Annotated in this window: 9 protein-coding genes and 1 pseudogene; 4 read left to right on the plus strand and 6 right to left on the minus strand. The window is 58.1% G+C overall.

Annotated elements, in window-relative coordinates; translation table 11 throughout:
• Positions 1–4: 4 nt before the first annotated feature.
• Positions 5–792, minus strand: a protein-coding gene (locus tag ACTJI6_RS23240) for an IS5-like element ISPme2 family transposase (RefSeq protein WP_088238952.1) whose coding sequence is annotated in 2 segments (ribosomal slippage) — positions 5–456 and positions 456–792 — 789 coding nt in all. Because the reading frame shifts where the segments join, the coding sequence is not laid out codon by codon here.
• Between the two features lie 160 nt (positions 793–952).
• On the opposite strand from ACTJI6_RS23240, the gene ACTJI6_RS23245 reads away from it, so the two are divergent.
• Together ACTJI6_RS23245 and ACTJI6_RS23250 are read left to right on the plus strand one after the other, a co-directional pair.
• Entirely contained in the window at positions 953–1126 is a 174-nt protein-coding gene (locus ACTJI6_RS23245; RefSeq protein ID WP_440804087.1) for a hypothetical protein, read from the plus strand.
• Entirely contained in the window at positions 1126–3438 is a 2313-nt protein-coding gene (locus ACTJI6_RS23250) for a DEAD/DEAH box helicase family protein (RefSeq protein WP_440804089.1), read from the plus strand. The genes ACTJI6_RS23245 and ACTJI6_RS23250 overlap by 1 nt, the downstream gene beginning before the upstream one ends.
• A gap of 111 nt (positions 3439–3549) precedes the next feature.
• Here the strand turns inward: ACTJI6_RS23250 and ACTJI6_RS23255 are convergent, their stop codons facing one another.
• The 3 genes from ACTJI6_RS23255 to ACTJI6_RS23265 all read right to left on the minus strand — a co-directional run bounded on the left by ACTJI6_RS23255 (position 3550) and on the right by ACTJI6_RS23265 (position 5204).
• Positions 3550–4125: a recombinase family protein gene (locus tag ACTJI6_RS23255; RefSeq protein WP_440804091.1), complete on the minus strand. Its 576-nt coding sequence runs from the start codon at positions 4123–4125 to the stop codon at positions 3550–3552.
• A 525-nt stretch (positions 4126–4650) separates the two neighbouring features.
• Positions 4651–4857: a hypothetical protein gene (locus ACTJI6_RS23260; protein WP_440804093.1), complete on the minus strand. Its 207-nt coding sequence runs from the start codon at positions 4855–4857 to the stop codon at positions 4651–4653.
• Positions 4858–4970: 113 nt separating this feature from the next.
• Positions 4971–5204 carry a hypothetical protein gene (locus tag ACTJI6_RS23265; RefSeq protein WP_440804095.1) on the minus strand — a complete coding sequence of 78 codons (234 nt, stop codon included), beginning with the start codon at positions 5202–5204 and terminating at the stop codon, positions 4971–4973.
• Positions 5205–5251: 47 nt separating this feature from the next.
• Between ACTJI6_RS23265 and ACTJI6_RS23270 the strand changes: the two genes are divergently transcribed.
• Positions 5252–5662: a DoxX family protein gene (locus tag ACTJI6_RS23270; protein ID WP_440804097.1), complete on the plus strand. Its 411-nt coding sequence runs from the start codon at positions 5252–5254 to the stop codon at positions 5660–5662.
• 368 nt (positions 5663–6030) lie between these two features.
• Here the strand turns inward: ACTJI6_RS23270 and ACTJI6_RS23275 are convergent, their stop codons facing one another.
• Together ACTJI6_RS23275 and ACTJI6_RS23280 are read right to left on the minus strand one after the other, a co-directional pair.
• The gene (locus ACTJI6_RS23275) at positions 6031–6132 is read right to left on the minus strand and encodes a DUF2474 domain-containing protein (RefSeq protein WP_440804099.1); all 102 of its coding nucleotides are present in this window, start codon (positions 6130–6132) and stop codon (positions 6031–6033) included.
• Positions 6132–6428, minus strand: a pseudogene (locus ACTJI6_RS23280) (cytochrome d ubiquinol oxidase subunit II); the annotation flags it as partial. The gene ACTJI6_RS23275 and the pseudogene ACTJI6_RS23280, both read right to left, overlap by 1 nt.
• A gap of 95 nt (positions 6429–6523) precedes the next feature.
• Between ACTJI6_RS23280 and tnpA the strand changes: the two are divergent.
• Entirely contained in the window at positions 6524–6907 is a 384-nt protein-coding gene (gene tnpA / locus ACTJI6_RS23285) for an IS66-like element accessory protein TnpA (RefSeq protein WP_377764646.1), read from the plus strand.
• Positions 6908–6975 lie beyond the last annotated feature (68 nt).

Here is a 6975-nt window from a genome sequence, read left to right on the forward strand (position 1 = left end):
TAGGTCATGTTGACAAATGGCGGAGCCAGAGGCGGATCGACGTGATGTCGATGAAGCCCAGGAAGCTTTCGGCGGTCTTGTCGTAGCGGGTGGCGACGCGACGGGCATTCTTGAGCTTGTTGAAGCACCGCTCAACGAGATTGCGCAGGCGGTAGAGCCTGCGGTCAACGGCGACCCGTAGCTTCCGGGTTTTGCGCATGGGGATGACCGGCACCACGTCGCGCACCTCCATGGTCTTGCGGATGTTGTCGGAGTCGTAGCCGCGGTCTGCGAGCAGAACGCTTGGCTCGGGCAGGTTGTCAGCCATGACCAGATCGAAGCCGAGGTAGTCCGATGTCTGCCCGGCCGTGATCTCGGTTCTCATGGGCAGGCCTGCCGCATTGACCCGCAGATGGATCTTGGTCGTGAAGCCACCTCGCGAGCGGCCGAAACCTTGGCGCGGAGTCCCCCTTTTGCGCCCGCTGCCTGATGATGAGCGCGAACCACGGTGCTGTCGATCATCTGCAGCGCATCCGGCACGATCCGGCTCTCGTTCAGCGCCTCCAGGATCTGTTCCCACAGCCCCGCCAACGTCCAGCGCCGGAACTGCCGATAGACAGACGACCATTTGCCGAACTCTTCCGGCAGGTCGCGCCAGGGCGACCCCGTTCGGGCGATCCAGAAAATCCCATCCAGAACAAGCCGATGGTTCGTGGGCTTGCGGCCGTTCGGAGAACGGACAGCCAGGATGAAGCGTTCAAAGAACGCCCACTCGTCGTTCGACATCAGGTTTCGTGCCACGCTGGTCTCCATTGCAGATACCAGCTTGAATCACGATCACCGCGCCCGGTGAATCCCTTTTGTCAACACGCCCTACTTAGTTGGCAAAAACGAACGCGAAGAACCCTATTTCATTATCTGGAACAATGGTGCAGGACCTGTAGGCCAGCTCGACATAGAAAGTTACAATGTGGTGCTGCAGGATGCCAAAAAAGCCGAGCTGAAGCAGCCCTATCATGTCTATGCACGCTACGAGTTGTATCAGTCCAAAAACGTTAGGTTCTACAAAATTCCCGACAAGATATTGGCGCACTTGGGCTTAAACGAGAACAGCGATCCTTTTAACGATGAAGGAGGTATCAACTGATGGAGCTGCTACCTTTTCAGCTAGCGGCTTCCACCCAGATTGCAGACCGTTTTCATGAGTACATGGAAGACCCTCTGACGATCACTCGAACCCGTATTGTGCCGTTCTACCAGAACCTGTCCTCCATCACGGGTAGTGGCAAGACTCTGATCCTGGCCGATGCGGTCGAGCAAATTCGAAGCCGGCTGCCAATCGAACCAATCGTTCTCTGGCTATCCAAGGGCCGTGTCGTTGTCTGGCAGACCTTCAACAATCTGGCGAGCGGGAAATATACCGACCTTGTGGGCGGTTTCGATGTGAAGCCGCTGTTGGACTGCAAGCCAACTGATGTTGAAGACAGCAGTCGCGGCCTTATGCTGGTCTCCACTGTTGGCAAATTCAATCAGAAGGATAAAGAGCAGGGCGACCGCAAGATCTTCCAAGTCGGGCTTGATGCGGCCGACAAGTCGTTATGGGAGATGCTGAAGGGGCGAAAAGATGCCAGGGGCGTGCGCCGGAATTTCATAATTGTCTACGACGAGGGCCACAATCTGTCCAATCAGCAAACGAATCTGTTGATGGAATTGCAGCCGGATGCCCTCATTGCCGCGAGTGCCACCTTGCGGATCCCGCCGGCGCTTGAAAAAGTGATCGAGCGCCTGAAGCAGGACAAGGACTGGAGAGAAGGGGATTTCGTAACCTCGGTCAAAAGCTCCAAAGTTGTGCTTTCAGGTCTGGTGAAAAAGCAGATTATGCTTTGCGGCTATCTGACCCCCATGGAAATCGCGATCAACGAGCTGATCGCCGACTACAAAAGGGCAGAGACTGCGGTGAACCGCCTTGGCTTAGATTTTTCTCCAAAGGCCATTTACGTCACGAACACGAATGTTGCCGATGGTACTTCTGTGAAAGAGGACGCTGCGCGGCCGTTCAAAGATCGCCTTGCAAGACCGATCCTGATCTGGCGTCATCTTGTCGAGTCAGCGGGAATCGACCCCAGCAAGATTGCTGTTTACTGCGACTTGAAATTCGACAGCAAGTTTCCCCCTCCGCCCAACTTCAACCTCTTCTCTGGCGGCGATTCTGACTACAGCGATTTCATGGCCGGAGATTTCCGTCATATCATCTTCAATCTTAGTCTGCAGGAAGGGTGGGACGATCCGGCTTGTGGCTTTGGTTACATCGATAAGGATATGGGATCGCCGGATCAGGTGACCCAGATCATCGGCCGTGTTCTTCGGCAGCCAGGCGCAGAGCACTACCCAGCAGCCATCCTGAACACTGCGCATTTTTACATACGAACTGACGAAAAAGGCGTCTTTGACAGCATCATCACAGATGTTCGGCAGAAGCTGACCAGTGATGCTCCGGATATTTCCCTGATCGTCTCAAAGAGCACACATGGTGGTGACCGCCCAACACGACCGGCGCTCAAACACCGGGAGGTGCCGATCGTATCGATTAATTCGAGGGACGCGAAAGACCCCATCGAGGCCATCTTAAAGCTGATACCCAACTACAAAGGGAATAGCGAAGATACGGTTGGCACGGGAGGCCGTATCCAGGTCCTGCAGACTATCGGCAAAGACGCAGATGCGAAGGAAGAGTGGGTCGATTTCGAACACAGCAATCGCGTCACGGCACGGTGGATTTTCTTGCGGGAGTTGCAGAAGCGGCATCGCAAAGCCGCTCATCTTTGTGACATCGAACACCCGAAATTCGATGTGTTTGTGGAGTATAATAGTCCTGCAGCCACGCTGATTCGAGAACAGGCGAATAAGGTCGCGGATGCCTATATCGAGCATTCTGTCGTCGTCCAGAATGCACTGGATGATCCTTATGTAGTTGATAGTGTCTTTGTCGATGAGGCCAAGCTGGTAAAATTCAGCTACGCCCTCCACGAGGGCTATAGCGGCATGAATGATCTAGAAAAGACCTTTGCTGTCGCCCTCGACAAGACAAAGAAGATCTGGTGTAGGAATCTCTCTCAGGGCGGATATGAAATCCCGCTCCTGGATCGAGGCAGCACTCGCACGTTCAACCCAGACTTCCTAGTGTGGGCAGATGCCAAGCACGTTGTCGCGATCGATACCAAGGGCGATCACCTGATCGTGGAAGATGCCGGTCGCAAGTTGTTCCACATTGATGCTGTATCTCCAGGTACGGTGCTCTCCGTCAGGTTGGTTACTGAAGGACATTGGACCGTTTCTAACGGTATGCCATCGAAGCTTAAGGGTAAGTCGGGGTTTACGGTCTGGAATCTTAAACAGGGGAAGCTGCATCCCAATCCCTGTGCCGACGCCGGTTCGGCTGCTAAGGCATGTCTGCTGTAACAATAAACGTGTGATCATACAGTAGAAGGGAGAAGAGCCGTCCACTGCATCAGTAGCTGCTATCCCTTGGGCGGAAGCCGTCGGTCGAGGATGACTTTGGATCATTCACCATCACGCCGCCTGCCGGCCTAAGGTGCGATACACGGTCGGCCGCGAGATCGAAAACACCTCTGTCAGATCACTGATGGAATACTCGCCAGTGTCATACATGCGCCGCAGCTCCTGCTGCTGGCGCTCCGACAGCTTCGGCTTCTTGCCGCGCAGCTTGCCCTTGGCGCGGGCCACGGCCATGCCCTCGCGGGTCCGCATCCGGATCAGGTCGGCCTCGAACTCGGCAAAGGTTGCCAGGATGTTGAAGAACAGCTTGCCCATGGGGTCGGCCGGATCATGGATGGCGCTGCCAAGCTGAAGCTTGATGCCGCGTGCGGCCAGCTTGTCAGCAATGTCGCGGGCGTCCGGAACGGATCGTGCCAGACGGTCCAGCTTTGGTACCACCAGCGTGTCACCCTCCCGCAAGGCTGCAAGCGCCTGATCGAGACCAGGGCGGGCGCGGTTTGTGCCAGTAAAGCCGTGGTCGGTGTAGATGCGATCGGATACGACCCCGAGGCTGGCAAGGATGCCCTTCTGCGCGGCAAGATCCTGTTTGTCGGTGGAACAGCGGGCGTAGCCGATCAAAATCTGTGTCATGTCCTGATCTGTAACAGTAGCCGCCCCCTCATTGCAAAAAATATCGGACCATTCATCTGAGATTTCGCGCTGCCAGCAAATGCTGGCCTTCAACCGGCCTGTTCAGCGGCAAGCTAGCTGTCCTCTCAACGATCCCCTTACGCCGTCCGAGGTAGACACATCGCTACAAGGCCGGATCTAGGATTGCATAAATCGACACCCGCATCTCACTCGATGCCGATCAGGACGTTGCCGGGATCAGCCCGGCCTCCAGCAGCAGCAGGCCCAGAGCGGTCCTGTAAAGGAAAAAGGGCACGAAGGACACGGCCGAGATCATCCGTAGGAAGAGGCCCGTTGCCGACGAAGCGTTGATGGTCTTTCGGCCGGTAGAGGCCAAGGAAAGGCAGGACCGGCTGCTGTGATGCAAGCCAAGCTATTTGATGCCCACGCCTCTGGTGTCCACTCCCGCGGGCAGCGATGCTACGTCCAGCAGTTCGGGTGACTAGAGACTTCAGGCATCGGCCATGGCGAGGTATCGGCTGCGCCCTACTCCGGCAATCCCGCTGCCGCGAGATCGGCCAACTCCCTCGGCACGATGGCGGGATCTGCATAGAAATTTCCCGCGCGCCAAGTCGTCAGGGTGATGCCCGGTTCCTGCGCCCTCACCTTGGCAACCTCTGCGCGGGCCTCGTCCATACGGCCCAGCCGGACAAGCGTGATCGCATGTTGCACCCGCTGATATGGCGGGAGCATATGCGCGGCCTGCGCTTCCCGGCGGACTTTGCCTTCTCGATGCAACTTGGCGACGTGGACCGGAGGGAAAGCTCTTGGAACTGGTGCCCCTTCCTGATGGACTCTACGCTGTGTCACAGCGGGCCATTCATCGCACCCAGTTGGCTGACATAATCGATCCCGATCTCGCACATCCCAACACGCCACATGTCAACCAGCGTTTCGTAAGTGCCGGCGCCGACAACCCTCCTCGGGCGATGACGTCGGGGTTTCAAGCTCTCCGTTTTCGCTTCCGTTTCCGCTATGGTTAAGGGCATAATTGGGTTGATGACTTCGGATTTTGGCAAATCGGCCGCCGCGCTTTCCATTCGCCGGACCGCGGCTTACTTCGCCCTATCAGACGAAAGGATCGGCCATGAACGCCCACACCCTCGAAACCGAATGGGGGCCGCGCGTCCTCAGCATCCTGCGCATCGTCGCGGCGCTGATCTTCATGCTGCATGGCACGTCGAAGCTGCTGGGCTTCCCGCCCAGCGACATGTCGCCGGCCTTCATGTCGCTGTCCTGGATTGCAGGGCTGCTGGAACTGATCGGCGGCGCACTGCTGGCGCTCGGCCTCTGGACGCGGCCGGTGGCCTTCATCCTGTCGGGCGAGATGGCCTTTGCCTACTTCATCGCGCATGCGCCAAAAAGCTTCTTCCCGGTGCTGAACGGCGGCGACGCGGCGATCCTCTACTGCTTCGTGTTCTTCTACATCGTTTTCGCCGGGCCGGGCCCCTGGAGCGTCGATGCGATGCGCGACCGCACCGGCACGCTGGCGCGCTGACGGTTCGACAGGCATGTCCGGATCGGACACCTCGTTTCAGGTACTCCTGGCTGCGGCTCGTGAACCTGCTTCACATATGTATATGGCAAGAAATGCAACTTGGCAGTGTGGGAGGCTCTGGTTGAGCTACTCCCCAGGGATCCGCGAAGAAGCGATGCGACGCTGAAGCGCGAGGTTGTCCATAGATCCTGCGACAACGCGGGCACCCCGATGCCTGAATTCGACTAGGGCATCGTCGACGCTGTCGACTCGCAGGCAGATATGAACCCAGCCATGCAGGCTCCTTGCCTCATGTTCGACGAGACTTGGATCAGACCAGATGCCAGTACGTGCCTGCGCTCGACATGTCTTGCCACATCACGCTGCGGTCACAGCAGCATCGCGCGGATCGCAAATGCAATCAGGGCCACAGTCCCAACACCGGCCAACCAAAAAAGCGCGAACCAGCCGACACGGACCAGCCACCGCATCAGTGGTATCCTTCCTCAGGGTCGATCTTGCCGCGGAACACCCAGTAGGCATAGGCCGTATAGGCAAGAATGATCGGCACCAGGATCAGTGTACCGATCAAAGCGAAGTAAAGGCTGGCATCGGGCCCGGCGGCCTCGACAATGGTCAGGCTCGGCGGCACCATCATTGGATAGAAGCTGATGCCAATACCGATGAAGGCCATGACGAACAGCGCCAACGAACACAGAAAGGGCGCCAGATCGTCACCCCGTTCCAGGCCGCGCCACAGCCGCCATGCTACAAGAACCACCGTAACCACCCGATTTCCACCGCCTGCCTGAGCGTGGGGGTGATCGGCTAAGACACGTGCATAGCGACGTCGTTAACGACGTGTCTTATGCGGGGCTTTCGATGCGTGGTGACATTCTGGGTCTGGAACGGCGTCGTCGCTGGAGCGACGAGGAGAAGCTCGGGATCGTGCTGTCAGTCGGGGTGGCGGGCGCGACGGTGACGCAAGTGGCGCAGCGCCACGAGGTGACCCGACAGCAGCTCTATGCCTGGCGGCATGAGTTGAAGAAGAAGGGGCTGCTTTCCCCGCTTCCGGAGGCCCTGTTCCTGCCGGTGGAATTGAGCGCGCCGGCGGCGTTGGCGGCGCATCCATCGGCTGAAGATCAAGCGCCGCAGCGCCCCGCCTTGATTGAGCTTCAGCTGGCCAATGGCCGGTGCCTGCGCTTCGACCCGATGCTGGATGCGGCCGCGCTGACGCGGTTGATCCGGGTGGTGGAGGCGGCATGATCGGGCCCGGCACCGGTGTCCGGGTTTATCTGGCCTGCGGGGTGACCGACATGCGCAAGGGCATCGAG

Origin of the sequence: Paracoccus sp. 22332 (assembly GCF_052045125.1) — a bacterium.
Lineage (GTDB): Bacteria > Pseudomonadota > Alphaproteobacteria > Rhodobacterales > Rhodobacteraceae > Paracoccus > Paracoccus haematequi_A.

Excerpts from the sequence above, each read along its gene's own strand:
- ACTJI6_RS23250 (WP_440804089.1), top strand. The coding sequence starts at position 1,126 with ATGGAGCTGCTACCTTTTCAGCTAGCGGCTTCCACCCAGATTGCAGAC.
- ACTJI6_RS23260 (WP_440804093.1), bottom strand. The coding sequence starts at position 4,857 with ATGCTCCCGCCATATCAGCGGGTGCAACATGCGATCACGCTTGTCCGG.
- tnpA (WP_377764646.1), top strand. The coding sequence starts at position 6,524 with ATGCGTGGTGACATTCTGGGTCTGGAACGGCGTCGTCGCTGGAGCGAC.
- ACTJI6_RS23255 (WP_440804091.1), bottom strand. The coding sequence starts at position 4,125 with ATGACACAGATTTTGATCGGCTACGCCCGCTGTTCCACCGACAAACAG.
- ACTJI6_RS23270 (WP_440804097.1), top strand. The coding sequence starts at position 5,252 with ATGAACGCCCACACCCTCGAAACCGAATGGGGGCCGCGCGTCCTCAGC.
- ACTJI6_RS23275 (WP_440804099.1), bottom strand. The coding sequence starts at position 6,132 with ATGCGGTGGCTGGTCCGTGTCGGCTGGTTCGCGCTTTTTTGGTTGGCC.
- ACTJI6_RS23265 (WP_440804095.1), bottom strand. The coding sequence starts at position 5,204 with ATGGAAAGCGCGGCGGCCGATTTGCCAAAATCCGAAGTCATCAACCCA.